This window comes from Sporosarcina sp. ACRSL (assembly GCF_022346605.1).
Classification (GTDB): domain Bacteria; phylum Bacillota; class Bacilli; order Bacillales_A; family Planococcaceae; genus Sporosarcina.
On the sequence record NZ_JAKRNT010000007.1, the window covers coordinates 230,813 to 251,066 of the forward strand.

21 protein-coding genes are annotated in these 20,254 nt (G+C 39.3%); 9 read left to right on the forward strand and 12 right to left on the reverse strand.

Translation table 11 applies throughout. From position 1 onward, the window contains the following. Positions 1 to 50 precede the first annotated feature (50 nt). Positions 51 to 932, forward strand: coding sequence for a phosphotransferase (locus MHZ92_RS12360; RefSeq protein WP_239432002.1), 882 nt, complete (start codon positions 51 to 53; stop codon positions 930 to 932). A 123-nt stretch (positions 933 to 1,055) separates the two neighbouring features. Here the strand turns inward: MHZ92_RS12360 and MHZ92_RS12365 are convergent, their stop codons facing one another. Further along, positions 1,056 to 1,823 (reverse strand): YheC/YheD family protein, encoded by a 768-nt coding sequence (locus MHZ92_RS12365; RefSeq protein WP_239432003.1) that lies wholly within the window; start codon positions 1,821 to 1,823, stop codon positions 1,056 to 1,058. Between the two features lie 198 nt (positions 1,824 to 2,021). Beyond that, entirely contained in the window at positions 2,022 to 2,804 is a 783-nt protein-coding gene (locus MHZ92_RS12370; RefSeq protein ID WP_239432004.1) for a YheC/YheD family protein, read from the reverse strand. A gap of 219 nt (positions 2,805 to 3,023) precedes the next feature. Between MHZ92_RS12370 and MHZ92_RS12375 the strand changes: the two genes are divergently transcribed. Continuing rightward, the gene (locus tag MHZ92_RS12375) at positions 3,024 to 4,442 is read left to right on the forward strand and encodes a Mur ligase family protein (protein WP_239432005.1); all 1,419 of its coding nucleotides are present in this window, start codon (positions 3,024 to 3,026) and stop codon (positions 4,440 to 4,442) included. Between the two features lie 29 nt (positions 4,443 to 4,471). Here MHZ92_RS12375 and MHZ92_RS12380 read toward each other — a convergent pair whose 3' ends face one another. Genes MHZ92_RS12380 through aepX form a run of 3 tightly spaced genes read right to left on the reverse strand, consistent with a single transcriptional unit; the run spans position 4,472 to position 7,631 of the window. Continuing rightward, a complete protein-coding gene (locus MHZ92_RS12380) occupies positions 4,472 to 5,584 on the reverse strand; it encodes a 2-aminoethylphosphonate aminotransferase (RefSeq protein ID WP_239432006.1) in 1,113 nt (370 codons plus the stop codon). A 5-nt stretch (positions 5,585 to 5,589) separates the two neighbouring features. Then, positions 5,590 to 6,726 carry a phosphonopyruvate decarboxylase gene (aepY, locus tag MHZ92_RS12385; protein WP_370644700.1) on the reverse strand — a complete coding sequence of 379 codons (1,137 nt, stop codon included), beginning with the start codon at positions 6,724 to 6,726 and terminating at the stop codon, positions 5,590 to 5,592. A 5-nt stretch (positions 6,727 to 6,731) separates the two neighbouring features. Next, on the reverse strand, positions 6,732 to 7,631 hold the full coding sequence (aepX, locus tag MHZ92_RS12390) for a phosphoenolpyruvate mutase (protein WP_239432007.1): 900 nt from the start codon (positions 7,629 to 7,631) through the stop codon (positions 6,732 to 6,734). 343 nt (positions 7,632 to 7,974) lie between these two features. Between aepX and MHZ92_RS12395 the strand changes: the two genes are divergently transcribed. The 4 genes from MHZ92_RS12395 (at position 7,975) to MHZ92_RS12410 (ending at position 12,879) form a co-directional block, all read left to right on the forward strand. Further along, the gene (locus tag MHZ92_RS12395) at positions 7,975 to 10,482 is read left to right on the forward strand and encodes a purple acid phosphatase family protein (RefSeq protein ID WP_239432008.1); all 2,508 of its coding nucleotides are present in this window, start codon (positions 7,975 to 7,977) and stop codon (positions 10,480 to 10,482) included. A 111-nt stretch (positions 10,483 to 10,593) separates the two neighbouring features. Further along, positions 10,594 to 11,430, forward strand: a complete 837-nt coding sequence (locus tag MHZ92_RS12400; protein ID WP_239432009.1) for a nucleotidyltransferase domain-containing protein — start codon at positions 10,594 to 10,596, stop codon at positions 11,428 to 11,430. 61 nt (positions 11,431 to 11,491) lie between these two features. Then, positions 11,492 to 11,887 (forward strand): VOC family protein, encoded by a 396-nt coding sequence (locus MHZ92_RS12405; protein ID WP_239432010.1) that lies wholly within the window; start codon positions 11,492 to 11,494, stop codon positions 11,885 to 11,887. A gap of 515 nt (positions 11,888 to 12,402) precedes the next feature. Then, positions 12,403 to 12,879 carry a GNAT family N-acetyltransferase gene (locus MHZ92_RS12410; RefSeq protein ID WP_239432011.1) on the forward strand — a complete coding sequence of 159 codons (477 nt, stop codon included), beginning with the start codon at positions 12,403 to 12,405 and terminating at the stop codon, positions 12,877 to 12,879. A gap of 96 nt (positions 12,880 to 12,975) precedes the next feature. Here MHZ92_RS12410 and MHZ92_RS12415 read toward each other — a convergent pair whose 3' ends face one another. The 5 genes from MHZ92_RS12415 to MHZ92_RS12435 all read right to left on the reverse strand — a co-directional run bounded on the left by MHZ92_RS12415 (position 12,976) and on the right by MHZ92_RS12435 (position 17,009). Further along, complete coding sequence (locus MHZ92_RS12415) at positions 12,976 to 13,407, reverse strand: hypothetical protein (protein WP_239432012.1); 432 nt, start codon at positions 13,405 to 13,407, stop codon at positions 12,976 to 12,978. Positions 13,408 to 13,488: 81 nt separating this feature from the next. After that, entirely contained in the window at positions 13,489 to 14,025 is a 537-nt protein-coding gene (locus MHZ92_RS12420; protein WP_255723509.1) for a DUF5412 family protein, read from the reverse strand. 35 nt (positions 14,026 to 14,060) lie between these two features. Next, on the reverse strand, positions 14,061 to 14,957 hold the full coding sequence (locus MHZ92_RS12425) for an aminoglycoside phosphotransferase family protein (protein ID WP_239432014.1): 897 nt from the start codon (positions 14,955 to 14,957) through the stop codon (positions 14,061 to 14,063). An 18-nt stretch (positions 14,958 to 14,975) separates the two neighbouring features. Further along, positions 14,976 to 15,965 (reverse strand): aminoglycoside phosphotransferase family protein, encoded by a 990-nt coding sequence (locus MHZ92_RS12430; protein ID WP_239432015.1) that lies wholly within the window; start codon positions 15,963 to 15,965, stop codon positions 14,976 to 14,978. A gap of 42 nt (positions 15,966 to 16,007) precedes the next feature. After that, positions 16,008 to 17,009: a hypothetical protein gene (locus MHZ92_RS12435; RefSeq protein WP_239432016.1), complete on the reverse strand. Its 1,002-nt coding sequence runs from the start codon at positions 17,007 to 17,009 to the stop codon at positions 16,008 to 16,010. Positions 17,010 to 17,131: 122 nt separating this feature from the next. Between MHZ92_RS12435 and MHZ92_RS12440 the strand changes: the two genes are divergently transcribed. From MHZ92_RS12440 to MHZ92_RS12450, 3 genes are all read left to right on the forward strand, one after another. Further along, positions 17,132 to 17,407, forward strand: coding sequence for an ArsR/SmtB family transcription factor (locus MHZ92_RS12440; RefSeq protein ID WP_239432017.1), 276 nt, complete (start codon positions 17,132 to 17,134; stop codon positions 17,405 to 17,407). A gap of 94 nt (positions 17,408 to 17,501) precedes the next feature. Next, positions 17,502 to 17,885 carry a VOC family protein gene (locus MHZ92_RS12445; RefSeq protein ID WP_239432018.1) on the forward strand — a complete coding sequence of 128 codons (384 nt, stop codon included), beginning with the start codon at positions 17,502 to 17,504 and terminating at the stop codon, positions 17,883 to 17,885. A gap of 152 nt (positions 17,886 to 18,037) precedes the next feature. Then, positions 18,038 to 18,415, forward strand: a complete 378-nt coding sequence (locus MHZ92_RS12450) for an SET domain-containing protein (protein ID WP_239432019.1) — start codon at positions 18,038 to 18,040, stop codon at positions 18,413 to 18,415. A gap of 42 nt (positions 18,416 to 18,457) precedes the next feature. Here MHZ92_RS12450 and MHZ92_RS12455 read toward each other — a convergent pair whose 3' ends face one another. Both MHZ92_RS12455 and MHZ92_RS12460 read right to left on the reverse strand, forming a co-directional pair. After that, positions 18,458 to 18,784, reverse strand: coding sequence for a DUF3784 domain-containing protein (locus MHZ92_RS12455; RefSeq protein ID WP_239432020.1), 327 nt, complete (start codon positions 18,782 to 18,784; stop codon positions 18,458 to 18,460). A 27-nt stretch (positions 18,785 to 18,811) separates the two neighbouring features. Then, a complete protein-coding gene (locus MHZ92_RS12460; protein ID WP_239432021.1) occupies positions 18,812 to 20,053 on the reverse strand; it encodes a hypothetical protein in 1,242 nt (413 codons plus the stop codon). Positions 20,054 to 20,254 lie beyond the last annotated feature (201 nt).

Here is a 20,254-nt window from a genome sequence, read left to right on the forward strand (position 1 = left end):
ATTAACCTACTATCACCGACGAAAATATAACAAGAAAAGAGGGTTACTATATGGATTTGGACTTTTTGTTTGAAGAAGACGTTAAAGAAATTCAAGAGTTAAGTCCAGGATATGAAGACCACGCTAGCGACGTATGGTTGGTTAAAACAGAAAAACAAGAGGTAGTTGTTCGTACTTCTCGATTGACGGAAGAACCTAACAATGATTTTTGGTGGGGGTGTAAAACAATATTTGGTATTGACCCAAGACGAGTTTTTGAATTGGAAAACATCAATAACACATTAAGTACTATAACTTCTATGCCAGTACCTAGAGTGTTAACTAAAGGTAAAAGACATTCAAGAGAATTTATTGTTGTAGAAAAGTTAACAGGTGAGGTTGTCCAATCATTTGTTAATCAATCCTCTTCTGTTTTGCAAAGTTTAGGAGAGGGATTGGCAAAAATACATACGTATCGAAAAAATTATGTAGGGTCTCCATCTGTATTGTTTACAATTAAATTGGAAGATTTTCATCAACATTTAAATGAGTCAATGACTGAACTAGTTTCGAGATTTTACAAAGAAGAAAAAGATATCAAAGATAAACTGGATGAAATTAGGAGTCTATTAAAAGATATTCCAAGTCCTGACTATTCTTCATTTGTACTAGTTGATATGGACCCTACACAATTTTTATCTGATGGTGACGTAATAACTGGTCTAGTTGATACTGAAGCATATGTTGTTGCTCCTAGAGAATTTGATTTTATAGGTCTTGAATATGTGTTAGATGAGAAAGCAGCTATCGATTTTAAAATTGGTTATGAAAAAGTATTAGAAGTACCAGATCTATCGCAGGTTAGAACACCTTACCGATACTTGTATCGATTATTATCTGTTCAGGGTGATGTGGATATAACAGAATGGTTAAACCACAAGAAGCTATTCTAGTAGTTTGTTCAACTATTGGGGCTGGAGAAATCGGCATAAAAGAAAATCCATCCTTGAGTCGTAGCTCATAATGGATGGATTCTGTTAATTCTCCAGCTGCTGGCTCCCTTACACTTTCACCTTTCAAGTCCCATCTTCTTCACTTTGCATTTTCCGTATCTCAACTATTCGTCTCCAAATTTCTTTATTCTCAATTCGCGCAAATCCGCCGATGCCTGGTGTCGTATTCACTTCAAATAAGATAGGTATTCCCTCTTGATTGACCCCGAAGTCCATTCCGTAATCTCTATTCGGCAAAACGGAATAGATCACCTTCGCTGCCAATATTGCCACCTCTTCGATCTTCTTTATTGTAGCCTTTTGATTGTTTTTGATTTTTGTGTGTGATAATACATCGGAAATGGTCATTACTTTACCGCCTGTATGGGTATTCACAATCCCGCTTTCTGAGGTCCCGAACATCCCGAACATCCCGCCAACGACCCAATTGTTTTTCAGTTTTTGAACATGAACCCGAATCGAAAAAGGCTGTCCATTTTGTGTGTGGCTTTGTATACCTTCTTGAATAATATAGGGACCGCTTTCTCTCCCGAACTTTAAAAATGGATGAAGAAGCTGCCGTATTTCATCAATTTTCGATACGGTTTTTTGTATTGGTGTTCCTTGAATTGTAAAGCCATTTATGTAGTACTGGCCACTGTTTTTACGAATCTTGAAGATGGCTCTGCCTTGACCCGTCGTATTATGCTTAACATAGACAGACTGATAGCAGCTCAATAAATCATCCAAATTACTATCACTATAAACGATTGTTTCTGGAAGATGTTTTACGATGAATGGATTTTGCTGTAATAATGAGATTTGCTCCCATTTCCCCAATGTATTCTTCATTTTCCTAACCTCATTCCATCATGTTTTATTCCTCTTCGATGCCGTGACAGTTGTTTTACGAATCTATTTTCTATTGTATGCGTACGGAATAATTGTTTCTGGATTTTTGGGAAGGACAAGAAACTCCAGATAAGCATTGTCCAACCGGTGTGGAGGACAGGCGCCATCTGGAGCGGTAATTTAATACATGCGGAATGTTTACGTTCCATCTTGTTCATTTTGCATTTTGCGTATCTCCATAATTCGTTTCCAAACTTCTTTGTTCTCAATTTGTGCAAATGAGCGGATACTTGGTGTCGTATTCACTTCCAATAAAATAGGGGTTCCTTCTTGAGTGACTCCGAAGTCCATTCCAAATTCTCTACAAGGCAAAGCGGAATTGATGACCTTCGCTGCTGCGGTTGCAATTTCTTCTAACTTCTCTAAGGTTTCCTTTTGATTATGTTTGACTTTTGTCGTTGATAATATTTCAGCAATGGTCATGACGTTAGCGCCTCTATGGGTATTCACAATCCCGCTTTCAGTCTCTTGGCTCGTTTCGAGCAAGCATGCCCCGTACATCCCGCCAATCACCCAATCGTTTTTGAGTTTTTGAATATGAACCCGAATAATAAAATGCTGGCCATGTTCGTTGTAGCTTTGAATATCTTCTTGAATAATATAGGGGCCGCTTTCTCTGCCAAGCTTTATAAATGGATGGAGGAGCTGGTGAATTCCATCCAAGCTCGATACGGATTTTTGTATAGGTGTTCCTTGGATGGTAAATCCATTTACGTCATAGTTCCTGCCCTTTTTTTTAATCTTTAACATGCCTCTACCCTGGCCCGTCGTAACATGTTTAACGTATACAGACTGATAGCGGTTCAATAAATCTTCCAAATTACTCTCATTGTAAAGAAGCGTTTCTGGAATATGTTTTGCGACTTCTGGATGTTGCTGTAATAATTCACTTTGCTCCCATTTCCCCATTGCTCTCTTCATGTGTATCCACTCATTTCTTCGTAGATTTTTTACCCTTCCGTTTGTCCCAATTGTCCAATCAATCTCTTTCTATTCTATGCATATTAATTAGTTGTACTTGGATTTTTGAGAAAGGTTGTATGAATCCTGCCAAATTTATATCTATTACAAGACTACTGTACAGCGAATTATTAATAGCAAGCATAACGTATTGTATGAAGAGATTTGGAGGGAACCTACATGAAGTCAATGTCCGCAAGAACGATTTGCCTATATGTAAATGGACAACTTATAAAAGGCTCGGATAGAGTAAGGGTTAACGATGCTGTTTATCATCTTCAGAAGATGGGGCCAAATAAATTATTATTTTTAAAACAAAAATGGCAAATTGATTGGGAGAAAATTGCTCAGTCCGTCCCTTGTGTCGTCGTTACAGATACTGATTTTGCTGAATTAGAGCAGATTGAAAATTGTACGATTATAAAAGTTAAAAACATTAATCATGCCTTTTGGGGGTTCGTTAACTTTTATCGCAACCATTTTTCGATTCCCGTTGTTGCTGTCACCGGAACGAATGGAAAAACGACGACAAAAGATATGATACTGCATATTCTTAGTTTTGATCGTACTGTCACCGGTACTACGAAATCAGCGAACTCGAGGACTCATCATCTCACCTATTTACTTTCCATTGATAAGGACACGGACGCTGCTGTGTTTGAATCGGCAGTAGGAGCACCAGGAGATGTGTTACTCGCTTCCCGTTACTATAGGCCGACAATCGGGATCATTACTAATATTGGTGTGTACCATCTTGATGGATGTAAGACTCCCGAAGCATATGTCCTAGCAAAAGCAGAAATGGTTCAAGCTGTTGGTTCTAAAGGGACAATCATCGTCAATGCAGATGACGAGAATACGAAAAAGATAGGGCTGAAAAGGTTTAAAGGAGTTGTACATACCTTTGGTATTACGAACCGGGCTGATTTTCGGGCGACTAAAATTGAGTACGGTACGAACGGAATGCACTTTGAACTTAAAGTAAGAAATAAGAAAAAGTTCCCCTTTAGCGGTAAAAAGAAATACTCCGTTTTTGTACCGGGTTATGGACATCATCAAGTATTAAATGCGCTCGCTGCTCTTGCGGCCGTTCATGAAATCGGTGTTGATATCAATGAAGCGATTAAACGGTTACGATCATTCAAGAATTTGCCTGCCCATTTGGAAACTTGTCCGGGAAAGGGGGGCTTCACCATTTTGGATGATACGTGGAGTTCAACTCCTTCTTCTCTCAAAGCGGCCTTTCAAACGTTGAATGGGATTTCAAGGGGGAAGAAAAGAATTGCCCTCGTTGGCGACATTAAGCGGTTAGGTGATTTCAGCCAAGAGTACCACCGTCAAACCGGTGAGATGATCGCAAAAAATGGGGTAGACGTATTGATTACCGTTGGTTCAAAGGCTGCCGAAATTGCAAAACAAGCAAAAAGAAAAGGTTTAAAAGGAGACGTCTATATGTTTCCTACCATCCATGGGGTTGAGGCATTACTAAAGAGAATTTTAGATAAAAATAGTATATTGCTCATCAAAAGTTCATCAACGAATGATGAAATTGTTAAGTTGAAAAGCAAATTAAAGCTTCGCCCGGACAAAAACAAATGACCTCCGAATCCAGGAGGTCATTTGTTTATTTAGTCTGCAGAATGAAAACCGATCCGTTGAAAATATGTTTCCAGTAAGGTTAGAAAGTGCTCAATATCTTCTTTCGTCAAATCACCTATATTCGCCACTCGAAAGGAATTCAAACCGTTAAGCTTTCCAGGATAGATCGTTATGCCATTCGAGTAGAAATAATCATGCATGCTCTCGAAGTCATATGCCTCACATGCAGGCTCCACGATTGCGGTAATAATTTTCGAATGGTGCTCGGGAGCTACTAGATGGTGTAGACCAAGTTTTGTAATACCAGCGATGAGCGTTTCCCAGCTTTGAGAATAGCGTTCATATCGCTCCTTGACGCCTTCTTCTTTTAGTTCAATGATGGCTTGTCGTAATGCATATATTGTTTGAACGGGAGGGGTGAACCGCATTTGACCTGTTTCCTTGAAATGCTTGTATTGCGCATACAGATTTAAGTAATAATTCGCTGGCTTCTTTTCTTTCTCTAGTTCATCTTTCTTTGCAACAACAATAGATACGCCTGCCATACCTTGCAAGTTTTTATTGGAACTCGCTGCTAAAAAACTGACGTTCATGTTACTCATTTGAATGGGAATCGCAGCAAATGAACTCATGGCATCTACCATCATCGTCGTATTATTTTCCTTGCAAATGGATCCAATCGATTCAATATCATTTAGTAAGCCCGTTGTTGTTTCATTGTGCACAACCGCGAGATATGAAGCGGGCCGCGGTAAGTTTTGAATGAATGATTGCAATTGATCGAGTTGAATCGGTTGATCCACTGGACTTCTGTACTCAACCCAGTCGAGCCCATACGCTTCTGCAATTTCACACATTCGTTTTCCATAGGCTCCGTTGTTAATGATGACGATAAGCCCGTCATTCATAATTGAACTCAATATCGACTCTACCGCTGCGGTTCCGGAACCGCAGAACAGGACGGTTGTGTAGTGCTCCGAATCTGCAACGAGGCTCGTCAGTTCGGAAGATACGAAGCGCATGATCTCACCGAATTCTTTTTCACGGGGGCAAATATCCGGTACGATTTGTGCGAGTTTAACCGTATCTGTTGTTGTGGCGGGCCCGGGATTTAATAATATATTTCTCTTCACTTTTGGCATGCCGCTCATCCTTTTTCATTGATAAATCGCTGAAGCCGTGTTTTCACTTCACGAGGCGTAACTTTTGGGCGCCCGAGGTTCTGTTTCGATCCTTTTGCAATTTTAAGATGAAGAAAAGTAAGTGCTTTTGTCTTTTTCCATTCTTGTATTTCTTTTTCGAGCTCTTCTAGACTATGAATGTAAATTGATTTTTCATACCCGCAAGCGGCCGCAATGTCGACAAAATTTACATTATGAGAAACGGTACGTTGCCCTCCGGTTGAATCGTGGGTTTGATTATCGAGCAGGATGTGCAGCATGTTGGCGGGGTGATAAAATCCGTTTGTTGCTAAACTTCCCATTCGCATAAGAAGAGAACCATCCCCATCAATGACAACTACATTAAGGTCTTCCCGTGCTAGAGCCACTCCTAATCCAAGGGAACTGACACATCCCATGGAACCGACCATGTACAGGTTGTTCGAGCAATCCTCCAATTCATACATTTCTCTGCCCGTTTTACCTGTTGTGGCTAGCTGCACTGTCTTCTCGTCTTTGCATCGATTGATTACATCTAGTGCTTCCATTCGACTTGGTACTTCATCCGATGAGGTTTTATCGATTTTTTTCTTGTTGTGATGAACGAATCGTTCCTCTCGTTTCAAGTTCACTTTATCAAATGTATCTTTTTTGACGACAAAGAAAAATGGTCGTTCTTTTTCGATCCACTCGTTAGCTGTTTCAAGCTGTAATTTCGCTTCGTTTACATCACTTGATAAATACTCCCATTTTATTTGCATGAGGTCTAACAGTTGAGTGGTGATTTGTCCCATTAATTCGTGCTGGGGCTCATCAGTCAAACCAGGTTCTCCTCGCAGACTGACAAACCCGAGCACCGGGATTTGGAACGGGTAGGTGAGGGAGGTAAGAGGAGAAACAGCATTCGTTAAGCCAGAGTTTTGCATGAGGACAACTGATTTCTTTCCACCTACGTATGCCCCTGACGCGATTGCGACAGCATCCCCTTCATTTGCAGCAGCAATATAATTACACTCATTGATAGCGTAGTTAATAAGACTTTTTAAAAATGAACAAGGGACACCACTGTAAAAGTCAAAACCGAGTTTTTTCAGTTCATTTCCAAATTCACTTGTGTTCAACAAAAAAATCACTCCGTCTCCGGTTGTGATGGGGGTGTAGATGGGGGTAAATATTTCGCTTCGGCTCTTTGAAGTTCCTCTGCATTTTGGAGCCTAAAAACTTCACTTACGTCTGCAATTGCACTCTCAACTTGTATAAGACTCTTATCTTTGTGGATTCGCTTTGAAATGTCTTGCATCGCCGTGATGGATGCACGTAAGTTATGGTTCGCCCAAATGACTGCGTTGATGCCTGCTTTTTCGAATTCAGGAGTGGGTGTCGAGTAATATTTTGTAGGAACGATTACAACTGGATGTCTCCTGTTCCACTCTTTCATAAAAGCTGCAATTTGTGTGAAATCGGAATTTTTACTGTGAATAAGAATCGCGTCGGCACCAGCTTGCCGGTAAGCCTCCGCCCGCGTAAGGGCTTCTTCTAATCCCCATCCTGCAATAAAGGCTTCAACCCTCGCTACAACTACAAAATCATCATCCATTTGAGTATCTTTCATCGCTTTTATTTTCCCGCAAAACTCTTCAATCGGTGCTAGAGGCTGAGCTGTTCCAATAAAAGAGTTTGTTTTTGGGAAGAGTTTATCTTCTATGCATACGCCTGCAATATCGATTTGTTCCAGTTTTTTTACTAACCTTCGAGCGTTGTTGAAATTTCCATAACCCGTATCTCCATCGACGAGAATCGGAATGGTCGTCGCATCGCTCATAAACTCAAGAATATCGACGACTTGCGTCCAGGAAGCTTCATTATTATCACGAACACCCATGGACGCTGAAATCGACAGTCCACTCGCCCAGATTCCTTTAAACCCAGCTTCCTCTACAATTTTTGCAGATAAACCGTTATGAGCCTCCATCAAAAATTCAAGTTGTGGTGAATGCAGTAAATTCTTTAATTGAGTCGTTTTCTTCAAGATGATCCCTGCCTTGTATCTACTTTATTTCTTGTTCTTACAGAAGTACCTTTAGTAGCATACGTAAGAATTTAGTGAATTGGCAGGGCAGATAGTCGGGAGATTGTCCTTGGGAGTTGATTATGATCTATAAGACACTAGACGCTAGAAAAAGGTCTCACATAATTTGAATTATGGTTAGGTCTTTTATATTAAAATTAAATAAATTTAATGAATTTACGTATAATTTACATTAAATTTACGATATGCCAACACTCATAGAGTAGTTTAATAGTGTCTGCTAAACATATTTGGAGCAGAAAAAAGAATAATAGAATGGAGTGTTGGTAGGGTGGTATCCGTTATGAAAGAAAATAATTCATTGCGTCGTTTTCTTGCAGTTGCCCTCATATTATTGATGGCACTGTCAAACGTACTTCCATTTGCAGGGACAGCCTCAGCAGAAGAAGCTGATGCATCTGTAAATGAAACAATCTATGATGCATCTTTCATTTCATTTGCACCAGGGGCAGATGAAACAGAAAGAAATTTCTCATGGTATTCTCCCAAAACGGATGTACCGGGTGTGATTGAATATGCGAAAGTGACGAACGGTAATCCGGAATCAGCAAAAACTGTAACTGCAACGCTTGCAGAAGCATCTGCTGGCTATCAAGCAAATGAAGCAACGATTACTGGGATTGAAGGATCATCGGAATACGTCTATCGTTTAGGCGATGGCAATGGAAAGTGGTCAGAAACCTATAGCTTTACAACACAAGCAACGGATTCATATAATTTCTTATTTATGGGAGACCCGCAAATTGGTTCTTCGGGCAATATTCCTAGAGATACAGCTAGTTGGGTGAACACGGTAACGAAGGCAATTGAAAAATTCCCGAACACAAGCTTTATTCAATCAGCAGGGGATCAAGTCAATATTTCAACATCAGAGGAAGAGTATGCAGGCTGGTTTGCACCTGAATTGTTGAAACAGTATCCGACTGCAACGACAATTGGAAACCATGATAATTCTATCTACTATGAATACCATTTTAATACGCCAAATCAAAATCCAGCATTAGGCAACTCAAATAACGCTGGCGGAGATTACTATTTCACATATGGTGATACATTGATCATGAACTTGAATTCGAATAATAAGAATGCAACAGAGCATATTCAGTTCATGGAAGAAACAGTAGCGGCAAACCCAGATTCTAAATGGAAGTTTGTTGTATTCCACCACTCCATCTATAGTGCAGCAAGTCACTCTCAAGAAGCAGGAATAATTAAATTGAGGGAAGAGCTTGTACCAACCATTGATAAGTTAGACATTGATGCTGTACTAATGGGACATGATCATTCCTATGTAAGAACGTATCAAATGAAAAATCTTCAACCACTTAAAAATCAAATGATTGACGAAGATGGCAGTGTTATTAACCCAGATGGAACAGTATACGTAACTGCAAACTCTGCAAGTGGAAGTAAATATTATAATTTAAAGGACCCTGAATTTTATTCGGCAAATAGATCGCAATTAAAGACTCCGACATTTACGAACATTGAAGTGACACCGAAGAGCGTAGAATTTACGACATACCGTATAGATACTATGGAAGTAACAGACACATACAAGATTGTTAAGGATCCTTCGATTGAAGTCGTACTACCAGCTCTTGAGTCCATTGCAATTGAAGCATCAGGTAATGTAGTTCCGACAGAACCAACAACATTCTATCCAGAAGTCTCACTTGACGTAACTGGTAAAAATGTTAAAGGCGGCGTGTATGATATTGCTCACGAAGACATTACGTACAAAACAAGCCCAGAAGGAAAGCTTTCTATTTCTCAAGATGGAAAGGTAACTGTTGAAGCGGGTGCTAAGCCTGGTCATGTTGAAGTTTGGGCAGAAGTAACAAATGAAGGAAAAACAATTGAAACAGAAAAAGTAACGATTAAAATCGTTGAGCATGCTGAACAAACTATCTTTGAAAAAGCGAATACTTGGAAATACCTTGATGACGGATCGAATCAAGGTACAGCATGGAGAGCTGTTGATTTTGACGACAGTAGTTGGAAGAGTGGAGCAGCACCACTTGGCTACTCAAAATCAGAAACTCGTCCAATGTTTGGCCCTGTGAATACTGTGATTGATTTTGGGCCGGACTCTAATAACAAAATTCCAACTTACTATTTCAGAACAACATTTGAAGTAGAGGATTTGAGTAAAATTGGTGAAGTTGGACACATCAACTTTGGCATTGATGATAGTGTGATCCTTTACTTAAATGGTAAAGAAATTGGCAGACATAACTTGCCAGAAGGTGAAATCGGCTATGACAAATATTTATCTGATTTAACTGGATCCAGTGTTGCTGATGAAAGTCGTTATGAAACCTTTATATTAGATGCGGCAGATTTAGCTCATTTAGTGGATGGGACAAACGTATTGGCTGCAGAAGTACATCAGGACCGTCCAACAAGTTCTGATATTTACTGGGATATGGAATTCATCACTTCCGTAAATAAAGGAACGAGCGAAGAACTAATCATCCCTGAAAAAATAGTCGACTACAAAGATTATTTTACTGGGAAATTAATGGTTCACGATAAAAGTGTATCGATTAGTTTAGATGGAAAATCGACTATTAAAAATGGTGTAGTATTCACAGGGAACTATGCAGAATTCCACGGTGAAGGATTTGCGAACATGACAGTGACGATCAAACCGAAAAAAGACGCACCAACTATCGTCGACTTTAAAGGTACGAACGTGAAAGAAGTTATTATTGAAGGAAGCAATGTAGAAATTCGAGGCGACGAGAATGTACAAACGATAAAGTACGGAAAAAAGTCGAGAAAATGATAAAAAATGCGGTTCCTTTTAGGGAACTGCATTTTTTTATCTAAAGTAATTCGTCGTGACAAGGGAATCGGGTTCCTTGTCACGAAATGAAATATAGGAGTATGAGGGGGGATGGATAGAGAAATGGGGTATCTTCAAGCAGGGTATGGGCTAAACGGGGAAGGGTACATAGTAAGTGATGTCTCAATGGACAAGATTGCTGATGCCTATTTTCCTTGTATACATGAGTCTGTTAAGAGTCTACTAAAATTATTCCCGAGTCAACTGCATAGTGTGTATGTCTATGGCAGCGTTGCAAGGGGAGATGCTGTCGTGGTTATGTCAGATCTTGACTTGTTAGTTATTTTCAAGGATACGCTAAGTGCTGAAGAGTTGGCCGCGGTAAAAACATTTGCTAGTGAATTGTCTCGAAAATACGACTCGTTGGTTCGTGAAGTTGGCATTGCAGTTGGAGAGTACGACTATGTAGTGAATCCGGCAAATTACTATGAGCAGGCTTTTCTTAGTGAGCTTTGCGTTTGTGTTCATGGAGAGGATCTTCGAGAACGATTTGGCCCATACAGACTCACTTCAGAGATAGCAATAAGTTTCAATGGAGATATCGATCAAGTTCTTGCCAGGACAATGAAACGATTAGAAGCTGCTTCTATAGATGAATGTAAAACAATTACCCAAAATTTTGCCCGTAAGCTCATCCGAACCTGTTATTCAATGGTAATGGCGCGATCCCAGATTTGGACAACACGACTACATGAGCAGGCAGATGTCTTTATCTATCACTTTCCTCATAAGGAATTGATGATTCGCACGTTGCAGAAATGGATCAAGATGCCACCGGCGAATCAGGAGTCCGTACTAGAGCTTTTCAAGAGCGAGGGGATGTGGGTTGCTGAGAATTTCGAACATGAAGCCCAGAGTAAACGAATGCGTCCCCGATCGTCGACTTAAAAATTCATGACCTCGTAATTGCTTTAATTAACATTGTTTTGTTAAGGTTATGGTGACTATGATGAAAAAGGTGATACTGTTGATTAATAAAGTAGGGAAAATTACTGTGTATGTAGAGGATCAAGAACAAGCAAAAGAGTTCTGGTTACAGAAGCTCGGTTTCGTTTTAAAGTTTGAACAACAGATGGGACCGAATGCGGCTTGGATAGAGGTAGGCCCTAGTGATAATGAATTTACGACAATCGTTCTCTACTCTAAGGCAGCGATGGAGAAGCAACAACCTTCTAAAGTTGCGCACCCAACCATTCTTTTCAGCACAACTGATATTGAATCGGCTTATGAGAAAATGAAGCAAAATGAAGTAAAAGTAGGGGACATGTTAAAAATGCCGTTTGGCACTATGTTCAAATTTTATGATCAAGATGGAAATGAATACTTATTGAGGGAAGATAAATAAGGTTCAGTGTTGCCCAATACAGGCGCATTTCATTGAGAGATGCGCCCGAACGAGGGTGAAGAAGCTATGTAAAACTATTCTTCATAACAAGTTTCATACTCATCTTTCATGAACCAACTCCGACATGCTAATCCTCTATCGTGATAAATCTCTTGATTGACATCATTCGTAAATAAAAAAACAATCCATCCATGAGCAGAGCTCGTCAGGATGGATTGTTTTGTATTAGCATTGTTCGCATGTAGGGAACATGCTAATACAGACCGCCTAATGTTGCCGGCATCAGGTGGTTCTTTTTAGTTTAGTCTATTTAATATAATGTATACCTGTTTCATGATCATTCTTTGAGTGGTAGCTCGTAATGGATAGATTTTTTTATTGCTGAGCTGATCTGATATAAAGGGAAAACTTGTTTATCGTATGGTACGATTTAAATATTGGGAGAACAAGGGGAGTAGTTTATTATGTGCCTGCTATAAGACCAGTTTGAAGGCAATCTAAGTTCACCGAGTTCTATGGCGTTAGTCAGGAAAGGGACGATATCGATGAAATGGGATATACGCAAAGTGACTGATGACAACAAGAAAGAGATTCTATCATTGCGTGTGGCGGAAGAGCAAAGGCATTTCATCGAGACGACTGAGGAGTGCCTGTCAGAAGCAGAGCAATGGGAGGAATTCCGGCCTGTCGGTTTATATGTAGATGGGGCACTGGTCGGATTTGCGATGTACGGTCATTTAGGGGATGGCAAGGGTGGCGGTAATCTGTGGATCGATCGTATGTTGATTGACGCGGATTTTCAAGGCAAAGGATACGGAAGCTATTTCATGGAGTTGCTCATACAAAGGGTACTAGACGAATATGGAGAGCAACCCATTTACTTGAGTGTTTATCCGGAGAATACTGCTGCCATCCGCATGTACGAAAAGCTTGGGTTCGTGTTTATCGGTGAGTACGATTCGAAAGGTGAACAGATCATGCAAAAGGGATAGTCTCAGTATCTGGCCCAATGCGCCTGAAAGGGAAGCAATATGTCTACTGTTATTGCTCCCTTTTACTGAAGACTTGATTTCATGATAATCATAAATTTATCCTTCACTAATACTATCTAATGCTCCTTGTATTTCTTTTTCAAAAGGTACACTATCTGAATTTACTTGATCATGTACATAAAAAATCAATATATTTCTTTTTTCAAACGTACTAGCAGAAACCAACTCCATTGTCGCTGTCTTTTTAGCGAATTCACTCGTCCCTTTCTCACGGTCAATTTCTGTTGCGAATTCATAAATGAAAAATGGCTTTTCATTTAACTGATACGTTTTGGGGTTGATATTTATTAATTTGGACCCATAGACGTTACCTGGAAATTCAGCTTCCACTAAATTAATCTCATTCTCATGTAATACCCTTACTACTTCTTCTTCAGTAATATAAGAACTATCATTTACTTGTACAGATTGACAGGAAACCAAGAACAATAGTAACCATATACTAAAAATCTTCCTCAGTTCCTTCACCTCTTCCTAACAATACTTTACTTAGAATACGTGCAGGTCGTTGATCCATTATCGCGCTAGTTTAGAAATGTTAGAAAAAAACTATTCTTCATAACAAGTTTCATACTCATCCTTCATGAACCAACTCCGACATGCTAATCCTCTATCATGATAAATCTCTTGTTCCACATCTAATTTAATACTGTTGCTTTTATAAGGTCCTGCGTTCGTTATGAACAGCGTCTTTTCATCTACCCAATCCAAGAGGATATTATCATTTGCATCACTGTAATAGATAATCTTCTTATTATTATTGTCATGATGCTTTGTAATTTCTACCCACATATTCACCCCGCCTGCTGCACCACCATATGGTTCGTAATAAGCATTCGCCGTATATGCCTCAGTTGGCGATAAAACAGGACCAGGGCCGTTTTGGATGAATTCTTTATCAATATTATCAAAGGTGAAAAAATACACTTCATATATATAGATGGAGGATACCAATACAATCCCGATTAACGTAGCAAGTAATATTTTTTTAGGAAATGGTTTCTTCTTAATTAATGAGATTATTATTTTAACTGATAAAATCAGAAAGAGTATTACCGTAATAAAAGAAATTAGGAAACCAAACAAAATTAAGATGAGAATCCCCCCTCCAAGAACAAGATTTATATCAATTGGCTTTCTCTTTCAGCTTCGTAATCATTGAGGATTACTTTGATAATATGATACGATTCATCTGCGATTGTTTTATTAGATTGTTTATGATAATTGTAGGTTATTAAAGCCTTCCATAAAGCCCAGCCTCTTGCCCGATTCCACGTTTCTTCATCAAAATTTACTGCAGTCCTAAATGTCTTCCTGCTACTTTCATCAAAAAAAGTCCATGCCATTGCAGCATCACAAGAAGGATCTCCTACACCCAATATTCCAAAATCAATAACGGCACACAACTTACCATCTTTAATTAATATATTTCCTGGTGCTATGTCACCGTGGACCCAAACTGGTTCATGAGTCCATTTTGAGGCTAATGCCGATTCCCAAATTTCTATCAAGATGTTTTTGTTAAAAGCATTTATATTTTTGATAGCTTCTCTACACTCTTCATCGTATACAGCAAGATCTCCGCCTCTATAAAAATTATGTTCTCCAGCTAAGGGACCTCGAGAGGCGTCAATCAATTGTAATTCACTTAGAAATTTGCCCAAGTCATTGGCAAACTGATTGATATCAATTAGATTTTCTAAAGACAATGTCTCTCCGTCCAACCATTTGTTAACAGACCAAGGATATGGGTATTCCTCACATGGTTCTCCTTTAGCGATTGGTTCGGATATTGGTGTCGAAAGATGCTTGGCTAAGATGGGTAACCATTTTTGTTCCTTTTCAACTTGGGGGACATAGGCTTTATCACTTGGTAACCTAACACTCATTTGATTGCCTAAATGATAAGTTCTATTATCATTTCCACTCTTATTTACAGGTTTGATCTCCAAATTTGACCATTCCGGAAATTGACTATTGATTAACTTCCGAATTAAATCTACGTCGATTTCTATCATTTTTGTTTCTCCCTATCATTATTGAAAAACCTTTTGTAATTCCGACCGAAAGCGCCCTGTTCTTGTACATGCTTCAAGGTTCAATTTTAGGAAATTAAGAGTAACATCCTCTGACTTCACAAGACCTTCGTAACGTAAATCGTTGATCCATTCCCAAATATCTTCAAGGATCCGCTTCAAATAGTAAAATTCGAATGCATCAAAATCCGGAGTATCATAGTTCATGTACTTTTTGTATTCGTGTAGAAATTGCTTTGCATATGACTCTGTGACAAATAAAATTAAGTCTTGCTCTTGTGGAGCAAGTTTTAAGCACTCCCAGTCAATGAGCATCAAGTTTCTACTTTGCATGACATTCCAATTATGAGCATCTGAATGAGACAACACAAAATTGTGTTGTTTGTTGGCCAATTTGTTCGATAACGTCCTTATTCGCTCGATGTTTTCTTTTAAAGAATCAATATAAGGCTTTACCATTACTAATAAGCCATCATCTTTTTGATCCAAATCATGATGAATAAAAGAAAAAAGGGAATCACATAATTCTGTGCTATACGTTTCCTTTATTTGAAGCTCTTTTAATTCATTTGTGATCATTGAGGTGTTGTTATGAAGGATTCCAAGGATTTTTGCTAGTTCATTAACCTGATCTGAACTTAATTGATTTTCCCCAATTGTTACCCCTTCTATATACTCTGATAATACATAAACAAATTCACTGTCTTCGCATTTGTTCTGATCTGATAACGTAAGAATTGGATTGATGATATGGTGTTTTAAATCTGTTTGATCATGTAACCACTTTACTAAGGGAGTATATATGTCGATTGCATGAATCCAACGAACAACAGAAGGCTTATTTTTGTTATACACTTTCAAAAAATATTTATTATTTCTATCTTGAACTTCGTAAGCTAAAGCGGACCATCCGCCCGGCCGTTGTTCTATAAATGTTGCTTCAATTCCGTAGAATTTGTTTAAAATCGCTGTCAATCGATTTTTCTCCACTTTCCATCCACCTTTTAAAAAGTAATGAGAACTCAGAACTAACTATCTGGTTGAGCCGGAAAAATCTCTCTGTTTACTAATTAACTTCTTTACCCAATCACTATCATTCCAAATGGTAGGGGCGGTAATCGTTTCATTTTCTCCACGCACCATGAAGTCATAAGTATCTTTTCCACCCGTATACCAATCAACGATGACCAGTTTGCCGTTTATATTACGGACAAGAAATTCAGTGGGTTCACCATAACCGCCGCCATGATATTTAGTAATCACAGCAGGCATGTGCAAGTAGAGAAATCCTCCATCCGCATCATCCGTAAATTCCACTTCCCAAGTGTCGGAAATCGTAATATCTTTCACCTTACCATCAAGATGTCCATACTTTTTAAATTGGGATTGAATCTTCTTTTGTGTATACTGTTTTAGGTTTTCGTTTTCGATAAATATATCCAATTCAATATCCGAGCCGTTCCAGACCGCTTTATAATAGTCAGTCAGTGCTCTTACACACATTTCATAAGCCGTTTCAGAATCCTGAAGAGATAGTTCACCTTCCTTTTTAGCTACATATTTGTGGGATTCTTGTGCGACATTCTCTTCGGTACCGGACGTGATTTCTGTATTACCTGTTAAGATTTCAAGTACAACCTTAGAAGAATTTGCAGACAATACACCCAAATTGGACTGTCCATGAATGGAAAGTTCTAGCCTGTCAATATTTTGATTGATCCATACATCATGTTCGAATGAATTCCAAGAGAAACGATAGTCTGGATCTCGGATTCTTTCCGCTTTAATTTTCTCAAGCCAGTCGACATTCCCTAAAATCCTTATCAGTTCATCAACTTCATCGTTATCGGTTATTTCGTTTACTGTTTCATATTCTCCTACATCGAATCTTTGTTTAACAATTATGGGATTGCCATCCCAAGAATTGCTATAAACTCGCTGTTTGGTTGAGTCATTTTTATTGTCGCCATTTTTCGCACTGCACCCAGCTAGTACAAGTCCAATTACGGCAAGGAAAATAATAATTCTTTTCATAACATTCCATCACCTCTTTTGAATAGACGTTATATGTTAACAAAAAGTTACAATTCCTTACTCCTGAATAAGGGTCTTAGTTTCTGTTGACATGCAACTAATTGGTTGCGTATACTATTTGCATGTGGGACAAAGACACGATATTCAAAGCACTTAGCGACTCGACACGGCGGCTCATATTGGACGAATTAAGTGAACGCAACGAGCAGTCGTTGTATGAACTTACGGCACGTCTCATTATGAAGCACAACCTTACCATTTCGCGGCAGGGGATAGCTAAACATCTTTCAATATTGGAAGATGCAGGGCTTGTCACATCAAGACGAAAGGGGAAGTATCGAGTACTCCTGTTCAACAATGAACCACTTAAAGGCTTGCTGGATGGATGGATCGATTGATTGTAGGTAGAATAGTGGACGAGTAGCGGAGTGTGTGTTGAATTCAGAAGAAGTGGCATGACAAGAAAAGCAACTGATAAAGGAGAAAACCAGTATGAAAATTATTGTTACGAGCCTATTCGTAGATGATCAAGACAAAGCACTTGCATTTTATTCGGAAACATTAGGTTTTGTTAAGAAACACGACGTTCCGGCCGGAGAATTTAGATGGATCACGCTTGTATCTCCTGAGGCTCAAGATAGTACCGAGTTATTGCTCGAACCGAATAACCACCCTGCTGCTAAAGAGTATCAAGAGAGAATCTATTCCGATGGCATCCCAGCAACTATGTTTGGCGTTGAGGATGTGCAAAAAGAGTACGAGCGCTTACAGGAAAAAGGCGTGAAGTTTACGATGGAGCCGACAAAAATGGGAGACATCACATTAGCCGTCTTCGACGATACATGCGGCAACCTTATTCAGATCGCGCAGCAATAACTTGTTAATAAAAAGCAACTTCATGATAACCCAGTCCTAATTCAGGAGTGGGTTATTTTCATTTCCACAACTATTAAAGTACTGAAAACAACTATCTGAGTGAATTCATGTTATAGTGAGTAAGTACATTTTACAGATAGTAGGTGGGCAGCATGATTGAAGTGAAAACATCTTCGCTTAGTGAGGGAGAATTTAATAGAGGCGTATTTGCTACGTGCGATATTAAAAAAGGCACGATGGTACACGAAGCACCCGTCATTGCATATCCGAACGACCAACACCAACACATTGAGCAGACGTTAATCGCTGATTACGCGTTTGAGTACGGCACCAATCATTCCGCAATCCTGCTAGGGTATGGAATGTTGTTCAACCATTCCTATGAACCGAATGCTACGTATGAAATCAGCTTTGAGAATCATACGTTTAACTTTTACGCGCATACAGATATAAAAGCCGGTGAAGAAATTCTGATCAACTATAATGGCGACGTGGATGACAAAGAACTGTTGTGGTTTGATCAGGAGTAATCATTCCAAGGAAAAACAGCCAATCAAGGCTGTTTTTTCTCTTTATGAGCCATTCTTTTTAAATCTGTTGTTTGTATTTGTGTATACTAACGCAAAAATGATAAGCGCGATCATTAAAACAGTACCAACTATATATAAACCTCTTTCTTCCACAAACTCACCAACGGCAAATAATAATACGCTAAAGCTAATGCCATACATAATCTTCCCCATAAATTTGCACAATGCGACTTCATCGTATTGCGCCTTTTCCTTGTCAGACATTGTATTATAACTGGCAATTAACGCTGCACCCTTAGCTTTCGAGAGGATGACAGCGAAAATTAATAAAGGAAGTAGAATAACAAGATGTATACTTGCTGCAGCCATTGCAATCCTCCTTACTTCATTCAAAAATTATAAATCCCGCAGCTCCACAATTTCACCCGTAACGGCGTCAACTGCTTGCTCAGAGTCGAGGAGCCCACATAGAATATATTTCTTCATCTCTTTGTCGTACACATAGACAGGGTCTAGTGTAATGTAAGGCACCATCTTGTCGAAGGCTGATTCATGGTCGACGTTTGGTGTTGGCGCAGGGGCGAATGAATCGAATACCTCGAACATCGCTTCATTGTCGATCAAATTAATGACAGTCATGGATGCCCGATCAATCAGGAGAGCCATTTTACGTTTGAAAAGTGAATTGTCGGTATTGCTTGCATAGCAGAAAGCCTCAATATGTGAATGGGCAGGGCGAAGTTCTTTTAAAATCCACTTACCGCTATCGTCGGGATACTCTATTCGCAATGCGTTCCGGACAAGTGATATGCATGCTTGTACTTGTTCGTCCGTTAACGTGACATTGTCCTCTATGCCTGCATTGAAAGCTTCATCGGCACTTACTTCTTGTGTCATATTAATGTATTGCCGTTCAATCCTACCGTGTAATGGTTCAGTCCATTCCATGAGATGATCGACCTCAACAGTCCATTCGTCAGATAGGAATGGAATGCAACGTTTTCCATCCGCAGTCACATACACTTCGTCAATCGCGTAGACCGGCATAAACGTCTTCTTCTCTTCGGAAGGAATGTTAACGAGGGTAAGATGCGCTTTCACAGTCGGTTCGATTTCTTCGAGAGTCAAATTGAAATCTTGCTTTTCCACAAGTGTTAGATTCGGTGCCTCTCCATATGTAGAGAATGAAAGAAGTTTCCCCTCATCATCGAATTCCACATTTAATTGGAAGTTCGGCGAAATCCGAATGCCATCCACGCGGGAAACGAATTGGAATCCGTTTTCACTAGCTTGCTGTGGGAAAAAGTCCTGTTCATACGTCAATCCTGTTTGTTTTTCCAACCAAGCCGCCGCTTCCTCGATCGTCTTCTCCTGAAAAGGATGGGCGGTTGAATAGGATTTCCCCATCGTGAAGATGACATTTTGAAAACGATCCTGTTGGATATTATAATCAATGCTTGCGGTCCCATCCGGATTCATATCTTCTTCGACAGGTCCGTCATACTCATTCGGAAACCACTCCATATTTAATTCGTAATCATTTCCACGTCTAAAAATTGCACGTCTTTCAAGGCGATAATTCTCAAGGCCGAATTCAATCCGTGCTCTGTCTGCAATTGCTTGTATTCGTTTATCCATAAACTTTCTCCTCCGATTCCTAGATATCTTATAACCAGTTTACTACAATTAGCACCATGCAGATAAATTGCACCGGTGCCCACTAGCGTTGCATAGCAAGAAATAAAAGTAAAAAAGTACAGTAAATAGAAATAGATAACTTGAATAAAAACAAAAAAGCTCCTAATGTAGGTAAGGAACGACGACTAAATCAGTTCCCTA